At 29.2% G+C, this 17,529-nt stretch carries 20 protein-coding genes; 15 read left to right on the top strand and 5 right to left on the bottom strand.

Going from position 1 to position 17,529, the window contains the following annotated elements:
* The first annotated feature begins 76 nt into the window (after positions 1–76).
* The 4 genes from ispE (at position 77) to CLPUN_RS25475 (ending at position 3,767) form a co-directional block, all read left to right on the top strand.
* Entirely contained in the window at positions 77–919 is an 843-nt protein-coding gene (ispE, locus tag CLPUN_RS25490) for a 4-(cytidine 5'-diphospho)-2-C-methyl-D-erythritol kinase (RefSeq protein ID WP_077849998.1), read from the top strand.
* Between the two features lie 240 nt (positions 920–1,159).
* Positions 1,160–2,227: a stage II sporulation protein R gene (gene spoIIR / locus CLPUN_RS29770; protein ID WP_143329129.1), complete on the top strand. Its 1,068-nt coding sequence runs from the start codon at positions 1,160–1,162 to the stop codon at positions 2,225–2,227.
* 10 nt (positions 2,228–2,237) lie between these two features.
* Positions 2,238–3,227: a DUF814 domain-containing protein gene (locus CLPUN_RS25480; protein ID WP_077849997.1), complete on the top strand. Its 990-nt coding sequence runs from the start codon at positions 2,238–2,240 to the stop codon at positions 3,225–3,227.
* A gap of 123 nt (positions 3,228–3,350) precedes the next feature.
* Positions 3,351–3,767 carry a YwiB family protein gene (locus tag CLPUN_RS25475; protein ID WP_077849996.1) on the top strand — a complete coding sequence of 139 codons (417 nt, stop codon included), beginning with the start codon at positions 3,351–3,353 and terminating at the stop codon, positions 3,765–3,767.
* A gap of 174 nt (positions 3,768–3,941) precedes the next feature.
* Here the strand turns inward: CLPUN_RS25475 and pelA are convergent, their stop codons facing one another.
* Positions 3,942–4,907: a pectate lyase gene (gene pelA, locus CLPUN_RS25470; RefSeq protein WP_077849995.1), complete on the bottom strand. Its 966-nt coding sequence runs from the start codon at positions 4,905–4,907 to the stop codon at positions 3,942–3,944.
* Positions 4,908–5,447: 540 nt separating this feature from the next.
* Between pelA and CLPUN_RS25465 the strand changes: the two genes are divergently transcribed.
* On the top strand, positions 5,448–6,206 hold the full coding sequence (locus tag CLPUN_RS25465) for an N-acetyltransferase (protein WP_077849994.1): 759 nt from the start codon (positions 5,448–5,450) through the stop codon (positions 6,204–6,206).
* Between the two features lie 84 nt (positions 6,207–6,290).
* On the opposite strand, the gene CLPUN_RS25460 is transcribed toward CLPUN_RS25465, so the two are convergent.
* Together CLPUN_RS25460 and CLPUN_RS25455 are read right to left on the bottom strand one after the other, a co-directional pair.
* Positions 6,291–6,947, bottom strand: a complete 657-nt coding sequence (locus CLPUN_RS25460; RefSeq protein ID WP_077849993.1) for an ImmA/IrrE family metallo-endopeptidase — start codon at positions 6,945–6,947, stop codon at positions 6,291–6,293.
* Complete coding sequence (locus tag CLPUN_RS25455; RefSeq protein ID WP_077849992.1) at positions 6,928–7,305, bottom strand: helix-turn-helix domain-containing protein; 378 nt, start codon at positions 7,303–7,305, stop codon at positions 6,928–6,930. Before CLPUN_RS25455 ends, CLPUN_RS25460 begins: the two co-directional genes overlap by 20 nt.
* Before the next feature lie 281 nt (positions 7,306–7,586).
* On the opposite strand from CLPUN_RS25455, the gene CLPUN_RS25450 reads away from it, so the two are divergent.
* The 4 genes from CLPUN_RS25450 (at position 7,587) to CLPUN_RS28280 (ending at position 8,811) form a co-directional block, all read left to right on the top strand.
* Positions 7,587–7,799: a helix-turn-helix domain-containing protein gene (locus CLPUN_RS25450; protein ID WP_077849991.1), complete on the top strand. Its 213-nt coding sequence runs from the start codon at positions 7,587–7,589 to the stop codon at positions 7,797–7,799.
* Between the two features lie 110 nt (positions 7,800–7,909).
* Positions 7,910–8,323 (top strand): sigma-70 RNA polymerase sigma factor region 4 domain-containing protein, encoded by a 414-nt coding sequence (locus CLPUN_RS25445; RefSeq protein ID WP_077849990.1) that lies wholly within the window; start codon positions 7,910–7,912, stop codon positions 8,321–8,323.
* 109 nt (positions 8,324–8,432) lie between these two features.
* On the top strand, positions 8,433–8,573 hold the full coding sequence (locus tag CLPUN_RS25440; RefSeq protein ID WP_158078838.1) for a hypothetical protein: 141 nt from the start codon (positions 8,433–8,435) through the stop codon (positions 8,571–8,573).
* Between the two features lie 94 nt (positions 8,574–8,667).
* Positions 8,668–8,811: a hypothetical protein gene (locus tag CLPUN_RS28280; protein ID WP_198944409.1), complete on the top strand. Its 144-nt coding sequence runs from the start codon at positions 8,668–8,670 to the stop codon at positions 8,809–8,811.
* Between the two features lie 8 nt (positions 8,812–8,819).
* Here CLPUN_RS28280 and CLPUN_RS25435 read toward each other — a convergent pair whose 3' ends face one another.
* Together CLPUN_RS25435 and CLPUN_RS25430 are read right to left on the bottom strand one after the other, a co-directional pair.
* On the bottom strand, positions 8,820–10,037 hold the full coding sequence (locus tag CLPUN_RS25435) for an MFS transporter (protein ID WP_077849988.1): 1,218 nt from the start codon (positions 10,035–10,037) through the stop codon (positions 8,820–8,822).
* A gap of 110 nt (positions 10,038–10,147) precedes the next feature.
* A complete protein-coding gene (locus CLPUN_RS25430; protein WP_077849987.1) occupies positions 10,148–10,783 on the bottom strand; it encodes a flavodoxin family protein in 636 nt (211 codons plus the stop codon).
* Between the two features lie 376 nt (positions 10,784–11,159).
* Between CLPUN_RS25430 and CLPUN_RS25425 the strand changes: the two genes are divergently transcribed.
* The 6 genes from CLPUN_RS25425 to CLPUN_RS25400 all read left to right on the top strand — a co-directional run bounded on the left by CLPUN_RS25425 (position 11,160) and on the right by CLPUN_RS25400 (position 17,520).
* Positions 11,160–11,726 (top strand): TetR/AcrR family transcriptional regulator, encoded by a 567-nt coding sequence (locus CLPUN_RS25425; protein ID WP_077849986.1) that lies wholly within the window; start codon positions 11,160–11,162, stop codon positions 11,724–11,726.
* A 578-nt stretch (positions 11,727–12,304) separates the two neighbouring features.
* Positions 12,305–12,739, top strand: coding sequence for a phage tail terminator family protein (locus CLPUN_RS25420; RefSeq protein ID WP_077849985.1), 435 nt, complete (start codon positions 12,305–12,307; stop codon positions 12,737–12,739).
* A gap of 13 nt (positions 12,740–12,752) precedes the next feature.
* Positions 12,753–13,874 (top strand): phage tail sheath subtilisin-like domain-containing protein, encoded by a 1,122-nt coding sequence (locus CLPUN_RS25415; RefSeq protein ID WP_077849984.1) that lies wholly within the window; start codon positions 12,753–12,755, stop codon positions 13,872–13,874.
* A 12-nt stretch (positions 13,875–13,886) separates the two neighbouring features.
* Positions 13,887–14,318, top strand: coding sequence for a phage tail tube protein (locus CLPUN_RS25410; RefSeq protein ID WP_077849983.1), 432 nt, complete (start codon positions 13,887–13,889; stop codon positions 14,316–14,318).
* Between the two features lie 387 nt (positions 14,319–14,705).
* Complete coding sequence (locus CLPUN_RS25405) at positions 14,706–15,113, top strand: phage tail assembly chaperone (RefSeq protein WP_077849982.1); 408 nt, start codon at positions 14,706–14,708, stop codon at positions 15,111–15,113.
* A 175-nt stretch (positions 15,114–15,288) separates the two neighbouring features.
* Entirely contained in the window at positions 15,289–17,520 is a 2,232-nt protein-coding gene (locus CLPUN_RS25400) for a phage tail protein (protein WP_242954252.1), read from the top strand.
* Positions 17,521–17,529 lie beyond the last annotated feature (9 nt).

The following is a 17,529-nucleotide window of genomic DNA, read 5'->3' as shown; positions in this document are numbered from 1 at the left end:
TTTAAGCAACTTAATTAGACAAGATATTTTACCTATGATAAAATATTGTTAAAATGTTCAGAAAGGATATATATAAATGGAGATTAAGGCTTATGCAAAAATTAATATTGCCTTAGATGTTGTAGGAAAAAGAGATGATGGATATCATTTGTTAAGAATGATAATGCAAAGCATAGATTTATATGACACAATTGTAATTAATAAAATTAACTGTGGTATAAATTTAAAATGTAATAAGCACTATGTTCCTACAGATGAAAGGAATTTAGCATACAAAGCAGCAAAATTATTTATGGAAACCTACTCTATAGAGGATGGTGTTGAAATTGAGTTAATCAAATATATACCAGTTTCGGCAGGTCTTGCTGGTGGAAGTACTGATGCAGCAGGTGTTTTAAAGCTTATGAATAAAATGTTTAATATAAATGCTTCAGAAGAAGATTTAAAAGTTTTAGGATTAAAATTAGGAGCGGATGTTCCTTATTGTATAAGTGGTGGAACTGCATTATGTGAAGGTGTTGGAGAAAAAATTACTCAATTAAAGGGATTTAAAGACAAAATTTTAGTTTTAATAAAACCACCTTTTGGAGTATCTACGAAAGAAGTTTATAAAAATTTTGACTTAACTAAAGTAATTTTTCATCCTAAAATAGAAGAATTAATAGAAGCTATGGAAAATGATGATATTTATTTTGTAGCAAACAACATGAAGAATTTATTAGAAAATGTAACGTTAAGAAAACATAGGGTTATTATGAATATTAAAGAAGAAGTTAAGGTAGATGGTTCCATTGGCACTATGATGAGCGGAAGTGGTCCTACTGTTTTTGCGTTCTTTGATGACATGTTAAAAGCACAAATGTGTTATGATAACATGAAGAAACAATATAAAGATGTATTTATAACAAGAACTATTTAAGGTGCAATAAAAAATAATAGAACAGAAAACTTATCTATTACTTTCTTTCAAGTTATTAAATTGAATTTCATATGATTCTAAGTTTATTAATAGGATTTAAGTGCTTATAAGTTTGAATTAATTATAAGCTACCAGTGATTATAAGGGTGAATTAATTATAAGTTATAAGTAATTTTGTTTTGAGATAATGTATAAAAGCCCCCCGAGTGGTAATAATTTTAACTACAAGGGGGGTTGTTTATGAGACAATTTTTTAAATTAAAAAAAATAATTTTTATAATTTTAATATTTAGCAGCATAAATATATTTGAAGGATGTACAAGTATTCAAGAGACTTTCGATAAGAATATAGGATATGATTTATTTAAAATAGATAAAGATAATGATAAGCAAGAAAACGTTACTAAGACTCAGAATGAGAATAATGGAATTCAAAAAAATAACACGGACATTAAAATTGAAGAAGATGAAATTCATAGTGGTGATATTAAGTCTCAAGCTGAAAACAATCAAATTCAAGATAAAAATACTAAATCTCAAAATAGAACTACTAAAACTCAAACTGAGAATAGAATTCTTAATTATGATGAAGTTAAAGATACTTTAATAAGGTTCCATGTTATTGCTAATAGTGATAAGGATGAAGACCAAAATTTAAAGTTAAAGGTGAAAAATCAAGTTATAGATTATTTATATCCATATTTAAATGCTTCACAATCTTTAGAACAATCTAGAAAAATTATAAAAGATAAGATGGATGAAGTTAAAAAGCTTGCAGAACAAGTAATTAAAGATAATAATTATAAATATGGAGTAAAAGCTGAATTATCCAGAGAAAATTTCCCAGAGAAATCTTATGGAAAAATAACTTTACCTCAGGGGAATTATGAGGCCTTTAGAATAATAATAGGTTCAGGACAAGGAAAAAACTGGTGGTGTGTAATGTTTCCACCATTATGTTTTGTAGATGAAACTAAAGCAGAAGTAGAGTATGATAAAACAGAAAATAGACTAAATTCAAAAAAAAGCAGTTCTGGCTTTAAAATAGATTTTAATTTTGGTGAGGATAAATCAGAAGAATTAGATACACAAAATAATAAAGAAGGTTCAGAACAAAGTGATAATGAACAAGACTCAGAGGAACAGATTAGTAAAGAGGAGTCAGATAAACAGGAAGATAAAGGAGAATCTGACCAAAAATATATTAAAGCTAAATTAGACAAGCAAGAGAATAATAAAGAAGAAAATAAAGAAGATGTACAAATAAAATTTAAAATAGTAGAAATTTTTAAGAGTTTATTTAATTAGGAGGATAAAGATGACAAGAGCATTAGCTATGATTTCAGGTGGATTGGATAGCACTTTAGCGGCTAAGTTGATTAAAGAACAAGGGATAGAGGTAATAGGAATTTGTTTTAGATCTTATTTTTTCAACGAAAATAATGCAAAAAAAATGACAAAACAAATAGATATACCATTAGAGGTTGTAGATTTTTCTAAGGAACATTTTGAAATGGTTAGAAATCCTGAACATGGATGGGGAAAAAATATGAATCCATGTATAGACTGCCATTCTATGATGATGAGATATTCAGGTGAATTACTTAAAAAATTTAACGCTGATTTTATTATTACAGGTGAAGTTCTAAATCAAAGACCTATGTCACAAAACAGATCTGCATTAGATATAGTAAAAAAACAATCTGGCTTTAGTGATAAAATTTTAAGACCATTATGTGCAAAGAATTTAAAAGAAACTCAAATGGAAATTGATGGTTTGGTCGATAGAGAAAAGCTTCTAGATATTTCAGGAAGAAATAGAAAACCTCAAATGGCATTAGCTGAAAAGTGGGGGATAACGGATTATCCATCTCCAGCTGGTGGATGTAAATTAACAGAACCTAATTATTCTATAAGATTAAAGGAAACTTTAGATAGAAAAGAGAAGGTTACAGAAAAGGATATACATTTATTAAAGCAAGGAAGACATTTTGTAACTGATAATAAAACTAAAATAATAGTATCAAGAACTGGAGAAGAAGGAGAACAAATAAAACAGTTATTAAATAATAAAGATATAATGTTTATTACTTGTGACTTTAATGGTGCAATGGTTATAATACCAGAAGGAGAAAAACCTTCTGATGATGACTTAACCTTTGCATGTAGACTAGCTGTTAGATATAGTAAAGGAAAAAATGAAGAATTAGTTAAAGTTAAATTTGGTAAGGTTTCAACTGAATTTGATGAAGCTAAGGAAGTTACGGCTATGACTCAAGATGAGTTGGACAAGTATATTGTTAATTAGTTAAATTTATTAATGATGTAAGATTTAAACTGTAATATATATATTAACTTATACAAATTTATAATTGTAACGTGTATAATTAAATAAAAGATAAACTTGAATATAAAATTTGGAGGGAAATTAATGAACAAAAAGGCAATTATCACTGTTGATAGTGCTGTTTTAAATGAAGAAGAAGATATAATAAGTGTAGTAACCCCAGGAGATTTTTATGAAACAGAATATGGCTTTAAAGTACAATATGATGAAACAAAAATTTCAGGAATGGAAGGAACTAAAACTACAATATTAATAAGAAAAAATTCTTTTGATTTAATAAGAGAAGGTACTACAGAAACTAAGATGGAATTTGAAAATAATAAAATAACAACGTCTTTATATAAAACACCTTATGGTGTATTGGATATTAGGATAGATACTAAAAAGCTTAATATTAATGTTGATGAAAAGGGCGGGAATATTAATACAGTTTATTTATTAGAAATAGGTGGACAGCCTGTATTAAAAACTAATTTATCTATTGATATAAGGGTAAATTAGAATGTACATATTGTAACTTTAAGGATTGATTGAAATTTAATTATTTATAATACTTTAGTGTGTATTATTTTTTCAATGTAAAATTTTACTTTTTTTATTTTAGCAAAAAGATGAGCTAGTACAAAACTAACAACTTTAGTTTTGTACTAGCTCAAATACTAGGAATTAATTAATTTATATAGAAGAAGCCCACTTTCCATACCATAAGTATCCTGTTCTTCTTTCTTTTTCAATTTCACTAAGTTTTGCTTTTGGTATACCATCACGACCTACAAATATAGGTTTATTAGTCTTTAAATCATAAAAACGAGCCCAAAGCGTAGGAGCGCCAGCTTGAGTTTTAACTATAACATCGCCGCCTTCCTTAACTACTACTGTATTTTCAATCTTATAGGTATTAAACCACTCTTGAGCTGCTTTAATAGATGCAGCTATTTTTGGAGTGCTAGGTCTAGTTTTTAGGAATTTTAGAATATTTGCACTTTCCTTAGCGCAAAGAGAAGGAAGTTCATATGCTCTTGCACTATCTGGTAATAAAGTGTTTTCATTGTGTTGTTGTCCCCAAATTGTTAACTTTCCGTTACTATTCTTATATTGAGTGTTTATTAAACAGTCTACACCTTTGTTCACTGCTTTCTTTGAGTTAGCAGCTAAAGTGTTGTCTACAAACGAAAAATCACCTTTTTTATTTGCAACTTCATCTAAAAGAATCATTACATTAATCATTGCATCATCATTATAAGTAATGTGTGTATGGTAACCCGAGCTCTTATAAACTTGTGGCCATCCACCGTTAGCATATTGCATACTTATCAAGAAATTGATTCCTTTTAAAGCAGCAGTAGAGTAGGCTGTATTTTTTGTCTTTTTGTATTCAGCAGCTAATTTTCTTATTTCTGTGTAAGTAGCTCCATTGTCAATAGTTGAGGCTGCCCATTCTCCACTAGTTTGAGTATAATTCTTTTTCCAACCACCATCTGGATTTTGGTTCTTTAAAATTTCTGCAATAGTTGCTGTAGCAACACTAGACTCAGCAGCGAAAGCTGTTACATATGGTTGGAACATAACTGCTGGAGCAGCAGTTAGACCTACTGTTAACATTAGTGTAAGTGATAAGGTTCTTAATTTTGATTTTAACATAAATAATAGTCTCCCTTCAGTTTTTAATTATAACAATTTAAAATTTTGGAACATAAATTTATAGTATATTGAAAAGGTTAATATTTTGTAAACCTTTTCCAAAGCACATATTATTATGTAACTATTTGATAAATAAATAATTGCAAACGTTAAACTTTTTCTGTTTACTATATTTAAAAAGATATTATAAAAAAATACATAATTGAAAACGTTAAATTTTTGCAATTTCTTATAGAATAATTATCATAAAATATTTTTCATATTATCACAATATTTTAATCAAGTAAATATTGTTATCTTGAAAGATGAAAATTAGAGCATAAACGACATTACATTTTCTTATTATAGCGTTTACGCTCTTATATTTTGTATTTTTTATTAGAAATTGTTTAAAGGTTAATAATTCTTACATATCTTAATGATAATATGACATACTGATGTCACATTATATATAGTATTATTTATTAAAATGGATTTTAAAGTGAGTTATTAAAAATGTAAGCAAAACCTATTAAAACTATGAATAAGGGAGCGATTATTATGGAAATCATTCAAGTAACAGAAAATAATATAGATACAGAACATATATGCTGCGCCATTGCTGATACAAAAGGAGAGAGCTGTGTTAAGTCTAAGAAGGAATGGCTTAAAGAAAGATTTAAGGATGGTCTTATTTTTAAAAAAGCAAATGTAAGAGGGAAAGTTTTTATAGAATATATACCAGGTGAAAAAGCTTGGTATCCAATTAATGCAGATGAATATATGGTAATTAACTGTTTTTGGATTTCTGGACAGTATAAAGGGAAAGGAATAGCAAATGAATTGTTAAATGAGTGTATTGAAGATAGTAAATCTCAAGGAAAAAAAGGTGTTGCAGTAATTTCCTCAAAGAAGAAAAGGCCATATTTAACTGATGGCGATTATTTAAAATATAAAGGGTTTAAAGTTGCTGATACTGCTAAACCATACTATGAGCTTTTGTATATTAGTTTTGAAGAAGCAGCAGAAAAACCAGCTTTTAAAAAGTGTGCTAAAGAAGGTTTAATTTTAGAAGAGGATCTTGTGGTATATTATTCTAATCAATGTCCACATGCAGAAAAATATGTTCAAATAATAAAAGAAACAGCTAATAAACGAGGGCTTAATTTAATCACACATAAATATGAAAATTTAGATAGTGCTAAAAATGCACCAGCACCATTTACAACCTATAGCTTTTTCTTTAAAGGTAAATTTATAACAAATGAAATACTATCAGAAAGTAAATTTATTAAATTTCTTGAGGAACAAGGACTATAGACTAACTAAATGCATAAAGGAGAATAGTCTTATCCATCTTTAAAATAAAGTAAATGGATAAGACAGTTTGCTTTTAAGTTGAAGCTAAAAAGAGTTCATAAAAGCAAGATATTCCTCATAATCCTGCCTTTTTCTATCCAAATAATTTTGAAAATTTCTAATAATATACCTATCAGAGCTAGTTATAAATTGATGTTTACACCATTTCTTATAACTATCATATCTGTATTTGGAAGCCTCAGAAGATAAAGCACAAAAAATTTCAATATCATAAGAACCGCGTACATTTAATTTTTTTAATATAACTGGATTTGAGAGTAAAAGTCCAGTGAAATGATTGGCTTCTGCTTCTCTATATTTATATTCAGTTTCAGTTAAATTTTTAGAGAATATCTTTGTATTATTTGAATAATGGCAGCATAAAATATGACCTAGTTCATGAGTTAAAGTCCATCTAATTCGCTCTTCAGATTTATTATCTAAATCATTGTAATAAATAATATACCTGTTTAAAGGCTTGAAATAATCAGTACATCCTTCCTCTGAAGTTAATATTTCAAAAGTTTCTTCTTTAGTCAAGTTATGGTCAATCATGAATTGATGATAAGAGACTATTTTTATATTATCGAAAGAATTAATTATTTCAATTATGTCAATAGGAAATTCAGTGATATTTAATTTTAAATAAATATCATTAACAATATTTTTTATGTATTTATATCTAATCGTCAAAGTATTCATCAAAAGCAGATCTCAGAATTTTCATCATTTTTTCTTTATTTCCTGGGTCCATTTTCTTTCGAGCTCTTTCAATTCTTCTTATATCATCATCAACTTCTGTTGTATATTCACTGTTTTTATCAGCAACATATGATTCATCTATATCATTAGAAAATAAATAATCAACGTCATTGGAAAGTAAATAATCAACGGTTGTATTTAAGGCATTTGCTAATTTTACCAGTGTATCATTGCTGGCACCTTGCCTATTTCCTTCTATCATACCTATTGCAGACTGGCTGAGCCCAATAGATGTAGCTAATTCCTGTTGTGTGATTTTCATTTTTTTTCTTAGTTCTTTAACTTTATCACCTAACATATAATCACCTCTTACTGATAATTTTATCATATTTACTGATAAAATCAATGGAGATTTTAAGAAAATAAAAGAAAATGGAAGGATTCACCATATAATTGGTAAAAATATCAGTATTCATGATAAGGTGAGGTTTGAGAATTATCAGTTTAACTGATAAAATAAGATTATGTTAAGGAAGCAAAAAATTATATTAGCAATGGAAATTAGAAGCTAAATAATTAAGAGCAGAGATTAGAAAATTAAACAATTAAGGGGTAAAGATTAGGAGTTGAGGATTAAAAATGAAATTAACACCAATAAGATTAAGAAGATTAAATTTAGGTTTTGAAAGTGAGGATGTTATAGAGTCACTAGAAATAAGTAAAAGCACTTTTTATAAATTGGAGCAAGGCTGGGCAACTCCTTCACCGAAGTTAATAAAAAGGATAGCTGAATTTTATGGATGCACTACTGATGAAATATTTCGAGATTTGAAGATAACGGGGAAGCGTTAAATGGGTAAAATGGTACAAGCTGTTCTTAAAATAATTTATGGCAGACAGGTATACATAATAAATTTAGGTAAAATTAGAAAAATATCAAAACATTTAGGGAGGTATTAATTATGAATAATACTATAGATAAAATAAGAAGATATAAGGAAATGTTAGCAGATATTGCAGATATAGATATAAGAGTTCAAGAATTAGAAGAAGAGATTTTAGGCGTAAGTGGACAAAGCATGGGGGAAAGAACAGGAAAGACTTATAAGATTACCTCTACTGTTGAGCAGCAAGCGGAACTTTTAATGGAAAGAAAAGAAAAATTATATAGAGAGCAATCAGCTAAAAAAAGGGAACTTGAAAGAATAAATAATGCAATGACAATATTAACAGAAGAAGAAAAGGATATAATCCAAATAATTCATATAGAACATAGAAAATATTATGTGGTACAAGATAAATTAAATTTATCTTACCAAAGAGTTAAGCAATTAGAAAAGCAAGCTGCTAAAAAGATGGAAAGGTATGTTTCATAAAAATTGAGAAATCTAGTATGGAGACATTATTCAGCTATGGGAATTATTGCGGATACATTTCGTTGAAAATGGTGCTCCACCTATTCAGCCATGGTATACAATTCGGAATATGGCTTATGAAAAGGGGTTGATAAAAGACGGAAAAATTGGTGAGTGTAAATGCATGTTTTTTGATATTTCAAGTCTTATAAATATATATAAAGAGGAATTAATAAGAAATCCATATAAATTATACGGAATTAGCAGATAGGGTTAAATTCCAATTTGTAAAGTTGGTTATAATAAGAAGCTCTAAAGAAAAGATGGGATAAAGTATAGGATAGAACACTAATTATAACTTAATAATGTATTTAAGTAAGGTCGGAGAACCAAGTCCAGATAATGGAGGCGGTTCTCCTTCTTATTTTGCATCTAGAAGAAGAGTGTTAATAAATTTTGTAAATGTAAAAAATATATATAATTTATTAACTATTTTACCCAAAAAGTAAAGATAAAATTAGGATTTTTTTTCGGTTCTAAAAAGAATAATTGCTATAATTTGAGTTGCCATTCCAAAAATACAAACGCCATACCATCCAAAGTGAGAATAGCTGTAGGATCCTAAAAAAGAACCAGCTGCGCCTCCAAGAAAAAAGCTGACCATATAAATAGTAGTGAGTCTATTACGTGTTTTCTCATTTAAAGCTTGTACTATTGCTTGGTTTGAGACATTACAAGATTGTACTCCTAAATCGAGAAAAATAACTCCTAAAACAAGTCCCCATATTTTAAAGCCAAATAGGAAGAAGAATAAATAAGAAATTATAACTACAATTATACTTATGCCTATTGCAAATCTAGGACCTTTTTTGTCAGCTAGCTTACCAACTATTGGAGCTGCAAGAGCACCGCTAATTCCAACTAATCCTAATAGGCCTGCTGCTTCAGATCCCATATTGTAATGGGAACTCTCAAGTAAAAATATAAGGGAAGTCCAAAATGCGCTAAATGCTGAAAACATAAGAGCACCATTAAGAGAAGTTTTTCTTAAAATAGGTTCAGTTTTTATTAAATATATCATTGATTTTAATAGTTCAGTATATTTAAGTTCAGAGACAGGTTTACATAATGGAATCAATTTTTTTAAAATAAGCATAAGAATCAACATCATAATTGCTGCAATAAGATAAACAGTTCTCCAACCAAAGTAACTGCCTAAAATTCCGCTAATTGTACGAGAAATCAATATTCCAATTAATAAACCACTCATAATCATTCCAATTATTTGACCTCTTTGTTTTGGATCTGATAATTGTGCAGCTAATGGAATAATAAGTTGAGGAATAATAGAAGTAAAACCAACAGCAAAAGAGGATAAGGTTAATATAAAGATATTTGAAGAGAAAAACATACTCATAAGTGAGATTATTGAGCATAAAAGCATTATGATAATTAATCTTCTTTTTTCTTTTATATCTCCTAAGGGTAATATAAATATCATTCCAACTGCATAGCCTATTTGTGTAAGCATTGCTGCAAAACCTATACTTAATTGATTAACATTAAAAGTTTTAGCTATATCAGCTAGTAAAGGTTGTATATAATATAAATTTGCAACAGTAGCGCCACAAGCTATGGACATAACTAAAATCAATAAACGGCTCAATGTTGGATTAGCTTCTAAATTATTTGAAGTAGAATTGTTTTTTATAATTATATTATTTGCTTGATACATTTTAAAATCACTTCCTTAAATTAAATAAAGTATTAGAATAACAATTGAAAGGAGATTTTATTATCCTAAAATAATAGAATTGTTATTCTAATGAATGGTAAAATAGTAATTTAGCGAATAAAATTAGTGAATATCTTTTCTTCTCTTTCAGGTTTATTTATAATTCCTTGTCCGTTTTCCACAAGTTTCATAAGCCAAGCCATATTTTTACCTAATATCCTCATTATTTGTATTCCTTCTTCATCCTGCATTACTTCACCTGGCAGTCTTCCATTAATAACATTCCAATAATTTGAAGTAGGGATTAGCATTTCAGAATGGTTGATATAATTATTTAATTGATCAAAGGTTGGAATTCCTCCGGCACGTCTTACAGCGACTACTGCAACTCCAACTTTGTGTCTTAGCATACTATCATTGGCTTCTGCAACACGGAACCCCCTATCTAAAAATGATTTCATTGTTCCTGCAATTGCTGAATAATGTACTGGCGAGCCTAAAATTATTCCATCTGCATCTTTCATTTTTTCAATCCAATCATTAACTGGATCAGTAGTAATAACACATTTTCCGTTTTTATTTTTTGTACAATATCCACAAGCAATACATCCTCTGATAGATTTATTTCCTACATGAATGATTTCTGTTTCTATTCCTTCTTTTTCAAGTTCCTCAATAACTATTTTTATTCCATGATAAGTATTTCCTTCTTTAGATGGACTTCCGTTAAAAGCTACAACTTTCATTAAAATTTCCTCCTCATATTTAATAATTTTATACACGTGACTAATTACACAGATGTTGACTTGACTAACATTTTAGTTATTACTACAATTAAGTACTTCAATAATTAAAAGTTTTCTCTCAAGTAATTTGATTTTGATTTTAACAAAACTGAACGTTTAGTTTATAAATATATAATATACTAGACGTTTAGTTTTGTAAATAGTTTTTTATTTAAAATAAAAAATATTTATTTCATTTGAATTTAAGAATTTCTAAAATGAAATCCAAGATGAATCCATAAAAGTTGAATATTGATAATTACAGTACATATAGTATAATATACGTATAGTTTATTAAATATATTATTATAAGCTAATTACAATGGAGGTAATTATAATGGAGAAAAAATTGGGACGCCCTCGTAGCGAAAAAACTAAAAATTCAATTCTTACTGCGGCGTATGAGTTATTGCTTGATAAAGGATTTGGAGCAATTACGATTGAGAAAATTGCTGAAAGAGCTGGAGTTAGTAAAGCTACAATTTACAAGTGGTGGCCAAACAAAGCTGCTGTTGTTATGGATGCTTTTTTTGATGCTGCCGTCGTGAGACTTCCAATACCTGATACAGGATCAACTATTAATGACATGATAATTCAGGTAAATAATTTAGCAAAATTTTTAACTAGTCGAGAAGGAAGGGTAATTAATGAGATAATAGCGGAAGGTCAATATGATCAAAAATTAGCTGAAACTTATCGAACAATATATTTTAAACCTCGCAGACTTGATTCGCGATATATATTAGAACGTGGAATTTCAAGAGGAGAGCTAAAGGAAAATTTAGATATAGAATTAATTATAGATTTAATTTTTGGTCCAGTATTCTATAGATTATTAATAACTGGTGATGTAGTTGATGAAGATTTTATAAAGAATTTAATAAAATATATATTTGAAGGCTAGCGGTGTTGGTTCTCTAATAAACTTCACATTTATAAAAAGAAAACACTAAGTCAAAATACATTTAACTAAATGTCATAAATAGTGCTTATATAGAAAAATTATAGAAAAATTGTAGATATATTAGATAAAGTGTATAAGAAAATAGTAATAATACGTAATATAATAGTAAGTGAGAAGAAAAGATAAATTTTAAAACATTGTTGTTTATTTAGTTTTTTAAAGCAAAAACAAATACAAACAATTAAATTTAATATATAGGTTGCAATTAAAACTTTACATTGAAAAATACGTCAAAACTTCAAAAGTACATAAGTTTATTTTTAGATTTACTATTCAATGTATATAGACATAAATTTTATGAAACAATTATTTTGCAACATATGTATTTAAGTTATAAAAAGAACGCTTAGAAATAAGGGTTCTTTTTATATTGAAAAATATCTTGAACTCAAAATTAAAATAAGGTACTTTTAAACTTAAAAGTCTAGATAAGGTACTTATAGAAAGGGGTGAGGATTTTGCGTTAGAGTTTCTAAAGATCCTAAATTATAATTCATAGAGATTATAGGAGGAGATTCATGATTAATGAATTAATCAATTCAATTAACGGAATGTTAATTGAGAAATTCCCAAACACAAAAGTATATACATCAAAGTTAGAGAAGGATTTTACAAGACCTTCTTTTTTTATTCGCTATATTACTAGCAGACAAGTGGATTTAAATAGAAATAGTTATTTAAATATAATAACTATGAAGATTATTTATTATCCGACACTAGATGAATTTATGAATGTGGACTTGATAGCACAAAATGAAGTTTGGGATACAATGCGAGAAACCTTCAGTAGCGGATATATAAAGGTTTTGGATAGAGCCGCAAAGATAAGAAGGTTAAGAGGCAGAGCAAAAAATACAGAAATACATCTTAAGCTAAAATTGGAATTTACTGAAGACAGGATCTTTAATAAAGCTCAAAGTCCTAAAGCAGAAGCAATCAATTTAAATTTTTAAGGAGGAATAGGAAATGGGAGAACCATCAATACAAATTGTATTTAAACAAGCAGGAATAACTGCAATAAAAAGAGGAGAAAGAGGAGTTGTAGTGCTTATTTTAAAAGACACTATGCCAGCATCATATAGTAATCCAATCAAAATGGAAACTATAGATGAAATTCCTGAAGGATTATCAGATTTTAATAAAGAACAAATTAAACTTGCTATGATAGGATATCAAAATCCACCAAAGAAAGTTATTGCTTATGTAATAGCATCAGATGCAAAGGATTATTCAGAAGCTCAAAATCACCTAGAGACAATTAAATGGGATTACGTAGTAGTTCCAAGTATTGGCCTAACTGTGGAGGGCAAGGTTGATACAGAAGCAAATACTACTTCAAGAGCAACAGATTTTGCTACTTGGATTAAGCAATTAAGAAGTACTAAGGATATTAAAGTTAAAGCAGTACTTCCACATTGTCCAGCAGATAATGAAGGAATTATTAATTTCTGTACTGATGATATAAAAACAGCAAATAAAACTTACACTGCAGCAGAATACTGCTCAAGAATTGCAGGTATGCTAGCAGGAACACCATTAACTATTAGTGCTACTTTTGCACCTCTTGCAGAAGTTGTTGATGTTCCACATTTAAAGAAAGAAGAAAGAGATGCTGCTGTTGATGCAGGTAAATTAATCTTATTTAATGATGGAAAGAAAGTTAAGATTGACAGAGCAGTTAATAGCTTTGTTACTACAATTGAAAATAAAGGTGATGATTTTAAGAAAATTAAAATCGTAGATATTATGGACTTAATGCATGATGATATTAAGACAACTGCTGAAGATAGTTATATTGGTAAATATCCAAATGATTATGATCACAAATGTTTACTTATCACAGCTATTAATGGATATTTTGAAGGCTTAGAATTAGATGGCTTACTTGATAGCAGCATTCAAGGCCAAAACAAGGCTGAAATTGACTTAGAAGCACAAAAAGTTTACTTAAAAAGTCAAGGAACAGACCTTGGAACAATGAAGGATCAAGAAATAAAAGAAAGTAATACAGGTTCTCAAGTATTTCTTAGAGGACAAGCTATTATTTTAGATGCAATTGAAGATATTAAATTTCAAATATATATATAGGAGGGGTTATTTATGCCACAAGCAAAACAAGTTATAAATGGAACATGGGGAGAAGTCTGGATTAATGGAGAATACGTTTCAGAAGTATCAGCACTTCAAGCAAAGGTTACTCTAACAAAGGTAGACGTTAATTTTACAAGAGATTTATGGAAAAGAAGTAAGATAACAGGAATAGAAGGAAAGGGAACATTGAAACTGCATCATGTATCCTCAAGGATGGCAATTTTAATGAAAGATAATATTAAGCAAGGAAAGCAAACAGTATGTACTATTATATCTAAATTAGCGGATCCAGATGCATTGGGAGCTGAAAGAGTAGTACTTAAGGATGTTACTTTTGATGAATTAACAGTAGCAGACTGGGAAGTTAAAAAGAATGTTGAAGAAACGCTTCCATTTACTTTCTCAGGATATGATTTCTTAGACTTAATAGAGCCACAATAAAAGCTTAAATCAAGTATTGATAATTGATAATGCACGATTGACACAGGGTGCCCTTTATGGGCACCCTGTGGGCAATGAAGGATAAATTTCAAAGAGAAAGTTCTGATAGCTAAATGCAAGATTTGGAGCATCACTTTTTGGACTTTTACTTTTCTCTCTAGGATTTTTTAAAATGTATTTTTAAACAAAACCTGAGTTTTTAAATCTTAACTGTCAATTGTCAATTATAAGAGTGGCTTAGCCATTTTTGGTTTAAAAAAATCTAAATTAGTATAGAAAATATATATAGAAAAAATTAATCAATAAAATATGGAAAAAATTTATTTAAATTATTATAGAAAATGAAAATTTTTAATTAAATTATTATAGAAAGTGGAGATGAAAATTATGAATTTAGTAGAACAATTATTAAAAATAGATGCTGGCAAAATTGAGGTACCATCAAAAGAGGTAAAGCTTAAACTTGCTAAACTAGGAAATGCTGAAATTACCTTTACATGTAATGCTATTTCTATGGAAAGATATAATGAAATTCAAGAAAGAGTATTGCAAGTAGATAAGAAAGGAAATATTCAAGGCTTTGCCACAGCACAGGCAAAAATAGAAACAGTTCTTGCAGGGGTTTCAGAACTTAGATCTGAGGAGCTTATGAAACATTTTAAAACTCCAACACCTAAGGAACTTATGAATAAAATATTTTTACCGGGTGAAGTTGATATTTTAGCAGATACTGTAACAGAAATATCAGGAGTAGAAGCTACCTCAAATAAAAAAGAAGACATAAAAAACTCATAAGCACTGATGAAACGGTTAATCTTCTATACCACTGTTGGAAACTGCATGATAAGTGGCCAGCAGAAACTTTAAATAGAGGATTTGGAGAAAAGATTATCATCAGTGCTTTTATTGAACAAGAAATAGAAGATAAGAATAGGAATATGGAAGCCCTAAATTCAGGGGGTGATGATTAATGGCATCTGGAATCAACATGACACAAGTGAATGTAAATCAAATGAATGTTGCAATAAATATAACAGAAAATTTTATTGTTGCTATTCAAAAAGCTCAACAATCTATGGATGGATTAGGGAAAAAGGCTATAGAAACTTCACAAAAAGTGAATGAATCATCTAAAGCGTTAGGATTTGGTGATAGATTAGCAAGTGGATTAAGTACAGCTAGACAGGCAATAGGAGAGGTGGGGAATTCTACAGCAAGTTTTTTAAAAGATTGCATAGATGGTGCCGCAAAATCAGAAAAAATAAATAAAGATTTGGCACAAACAATTAAATCCACTGGAGGTGCTGCCGGATTTACAGCCGAAGAAGTAAGTAAAATGGCATCACAATTGAGCAATACATCTACATTTGGCGCTGGAGCAATTAAAACAGGTCAGAGTATGTTACTTACATTTACTAATATAGGCAAAGATGTATTTCCAAAGGCATCACAAGCAATGATAGATATGGCCCAAAAAATGGGGACTGATCCTGTGGAAGCTAGTAAAGTGCTTGGCAAAGCGCTTAGCGATCCTACTAAGGGACTTGCAGATTTAGCTGGAGTTGGAATTAGATTTACGGATGGACAAAAAAAGCAAGTAGAAGCAATGCAAAAGGCTGGTGATACAGCTGGAGCTCAGAAATTAATTTTAAGCGAATTAAATAAGGAATTTGGTGGGCAAGCAGCAGCAGCAGCAGATACTTATGATGGTAGGTTAAAGCAATTAACTAATACTATAAGTAGTATAAAAACAACAATAGGTACAGCTTTATTACCTTATGTAAGTAAGGCAGCAGAAGTGTTTCTAAGTATAGCACAGGCAATAAAAAATGTACCACAACCCATAATGGATATTATTGCAAAAACTTTAGGTCTTACAGCAGTATTTGGAACATTAATTGGTGGCTTTGGAATGTTTAAAAATATGATAGGAATGTTCTTTCAGCCTCTTTCAGGAGTTATAGGTTTATTTACTAAGTTTCCAATTCCCATTATGCTAGTTGTGGGAGTAATTGCATTACTAGCAGCCGCTTTTGCTACTAATTTTGGCGGAATAAGAGACTTTGTTGTATCTGTATTTAATAAAATTTCAGGAGCAGTAAAATCAGCAATTGATGTATTTAAGAAAACAGGAAGTGCAGCTCAAGGGCTAGGAGCATTATTTACTAATTTATTTGGATCCAAAGTTGGTGCCGTTGTAACAAATACTATAAAACTAATAACTATAGTAGTTAAATCCTTAGTAGAATTTATTAAAGCACATATGCCACAAATAAAAATTGTAATTCAAAATGTATTTAAAGGAATTCAATCAGTTTGGAACTCTATATTAAAACCAGTATTAACATTTGCAATTCAAATCTTTGGAAAGTTAATAAGCTTTGTAATGTCTAACTGGCCACTTATAAAACAAACTATTACAACAGTTATGACAGCTATCAAAAATGTTATAACCACAGTTTTAGGAGGAATAACAACTTTTTGGAAGGCGCATGGACAAACTATAAAAATAGTTGTAGGTGCAGCCTTTAATAATATAAAAACAATAATTTCAACCGTACTTAGCGTAGTTACAGGAGTTATTAAAACTGTAATGCAAATTATAAATGGAGATTGGTCAGGAGCCTGGAACACTATAAAAAGCACTGTAGGAACAGTATTTAATGGAGCTGTTGATATTGTAAAAAATATTATAACTGCTATAGGTGCAGTATTTAAGGATATGGCAAAAACTGCAATTACTTGGGGAAAAGATTTTGTTGATGGAATTATAAATGGAATAAAATCTAAAATTGAAGGAGTTACTGAAGCAGTTACAGGAATTGCTGATAAAATAAGATCTTTCCTTCATTTTTCAGTTCCAGATGAAGGTCCTCTTACAGATTATGAGACTTGGATGCCAGATTTTCTAAAAGGTATGGGAACTGGAATCAAAGTTAATACTCATTTAGTAACTGATCCAGTTAAAAATCTTTCAGTTGGTATTAAAACTAATATGAATAAGAATTTATCTGGTGGAAGTAAGGCTGAAAATGTAAAGGCAGCAGGTACAACAGCTAAGGATGACACAGCTCAAAATGGTTTTGCAATAACAATAGCTAAACTTGCTGATTCCATAATAATTAGAGAAGAAGGCGATATAGATAAAATTGCGACAGCACTAGCAAACAAATTAACTCAAACAGCACTTGGAATGGGATAGGAGGTATTT

The sequence above is a fragment of the Clostridium puniceum genome (assembly GCF_002006345.1).
Taxonomy (GTDB): Bacteria; Bacillota; Clostridia; order Clostridiales; family Clostridiaceae; genus Clostridium; species Clostridium puniceum.
The sequence above is the reverse complement of the archived record's forward strand: the minus strand, read 5'-3'. Positions and strand labels throughout refer to the sequence as shown.

Bases quoted from the DNA above. Each gene is read 5' to 3' on its own strand.
- CLPUN_RS25430 (WP_077849987.1), bottom strand. From the start codon at position 10,783: ATGAAAGTTGTAGCTTTTAACGGAAGTCCATCTAAAGAAGGAAATACT.
- CLPUN_RS28280 (WP_198944409.1), top strand. From the start codon at position 8,668: ATGTATTTAAGTAAGGTCGGAGAACCAAGTCCAGATAATGGAGGCGGT.
- CLPUN_RS25445 (WP_077849990.1), top strand. From the start codon at position 7,910: ATGAATAATACTATAGATAAAATAAGAAGATATAAGGAAATGTTAGCA.
- ispE (WP_077849998.1), top strand. From the start codon at position 77: ATGGAGATTAAGGCTTATGCAAAAATTAATATTGCCTTAGATGTTGTA.
- CLPUN_RS25420 (WP_077849985.1), top strand. From the start codon at position 12,305: ATGATTAATGAATTAATCAATTCAATTAACGGAATGTTAATTGAGAAA.
- CLPUN_RS25410 (WP_077849983.1), top strand. From the start codon at position 13,887: ATGCCACAAGCAAAACAAGTTATAAATGGAACATGGGGAGAAGTCTGG.
- CLPUN_RS25465 (WP_077849994.1), top strand. From the start codon at position 5,448: ATGGAAATCATTCAAGTAACAGAAAATAATATAGATACAGAACATATA.
- CLPUN_RS25415 (WP_077849984.1), top strand. From the start codon at position 12,753: ATGGGAGAACCATCAATACAAATTGTATTTAAACAAGCAGGAATAACT.
- CLPUN_RS25405 (WP_077849982.1), top strand. From the start codon at position 14,706: ATGAATTTAGTAGAACAATTATTAAAAATAGATGCTGGCAAAATTGAG.
- CLPUN_RS25400 (WP_242954252.1), top strand. From the start codon at position 15,289: ATGGCATCTGGAATCAACATGACACAAGTGAATGTAAATCAAATGAAT.
- CLPUN_RS25425 (WP_077849986.1), top strand. From the start codon at position 11,160: ATGGAGAAAAAATTGGGACGCCCTCGTAGCGAAAAAACTAAAAATTCA.
- pelA (WP_077849995.1), bottom strand. From the start codon at position 4,907: ATGTTAAAATCAAAATTAAGAACCTTATCACTTACACTAATGTTAACA.
- CLPUN_RS25460 (WP_077849993.1), bottom strand. From the start codon at position 6,947: ATGAATACTTTGACGATTAGATATAAATACATAAAAAATATTGTTAAT.
- CLPUN_RS25455 (WP_077849992.1), bottom strand. From the start codon at position 7,305: ATGTTAGGTGATAAAGTTAAAGAACTAAGAAAAAAAATGAAAATCACA.
- spoIIR (WP_143329129.1), top strand. From the start codon at position 1,160: ATGAGACAATTTTTTAAATTAAAAAAAATAATTTTTATAATTTTAATA.
- CLPUN_RS25435 (WP_077849988.1), bottom strand. From the start codon at position 10,037: ATGTATCAAGCAAATAATATAATTATAAAAAACAATTCTACTTCAAAT.
- CLPUN_RS25475 (WP_077849996.1), top strand. From the start codon at position 3,351: ATGAACAAAAAGGCAATTATCACTGTTGATAGTGCTGTTTTAAATGAA.
- CLPUN_RS25440 (WP_158078838.1), top strand. From the start codon at position 8,433: ATGGCTTATGAAAAGGGGTTGATAAAAGACGGAAAAATTGGTGAGTGT.
- CLPUN_RS25450 (WP_077849991.1), top strand. From the start codon at position 7,587: ATGAAATTAACACCAATAAGATTAAGAAGATTAAATTTAGGTTTTGAA.
- CLPUN_RS25480 (WP_077849997.1), top strand. From the start codon at position 2,238: ATGACAAGAGCATTAGCTATGATTTCAGGTGGATTGGATAGCACTTTA.